The following is a 674-nucleotide window of genomic DNA, read 5'->3' as shown; positions in this document are numbered from 1 at the left end:
ATCCGTGTCAGCAGCTTTCTGACCGGATCGGGAAGTGAGCTCGCCTCAAGCTGAGTCGTAAGCTCGTTGATGGACTTGAACCCTGCAGGCAAGCTGATTCCGAACTCCAGAAGCGCTGCGTGAATCCGATTGACTGTCGCGGTACGGTCTTTGATGAACGAGTCACGCGTCGAATTGAGCATGGCTAGCGCCTGCTGAGCCTGTGTTTTAACAGGTACAAAACGCATCGTCGGACGAGTCGCAGCCTCGCAGATCGCCTCGGCATCCGCGAAGTCGTTTTTGTTGCTTTTGACATAGGGACGCACAAGATGCGGCGCAATCAGCTTGGCGGTGTGCCCAAACTTTGCAGCTTGCTGCGCCATGAAGTGAGCGCCACCGCAGGCTTCCATCACTACCGTGCAAGGCTCGAGATTGGCCAAGTGCTGGACAAGTGCCGCTCGAGTGAGTTTTTTGCGGTAAATCTCATGACCTCGCTCATCCTGGGCGTGAAGATGAAACGATTTTTTACCAAGATCGATGGCGGCGATAGCTACTTTGTTCATGAAAATGGTCTCCGATGGGCCCCTTGCGAAAGCTTAGTGAGCTATCGCAAGGGGCGGCAGGGGGTAACCATTTCATTAGTGGACCGCGTTTGCTTCACACCACTCAAGCCGGCTGTCAGGCCGCTGTGCTCT

Annotated in this window: 1 protein-coding gene; it reads right to left on the bottom strand. The window is 54.9% G+C overall.

All coding sequences use genetic code 11. The features are described 5' to 3' along the window. Positions 1-542: IS110 family RNA-guided transposase (locus HGG74_RS21020; protein ID WP_168489481.1), on the bottom strand; the 542-nt coding region annotated here is incomplete at its 3' end. Positions 543-674 lie beyond the last annotated feature (132 nt).

The sequence above is a fragment of the Arthrobacter mobilis genome, from assembly GCF_012395835.1.
Lineage (GTDB): Bacteria > Actinomycetota > Actinomycetes > Actinomycetales > Micrococcaceae > Crystallibacter > Crystallibacter mobilis.
The sequence above is the reverse complement of the archived record's forward strand: the minus strand, read 5'-3'. Positions and strand labels throughout refer to the sequence as shown.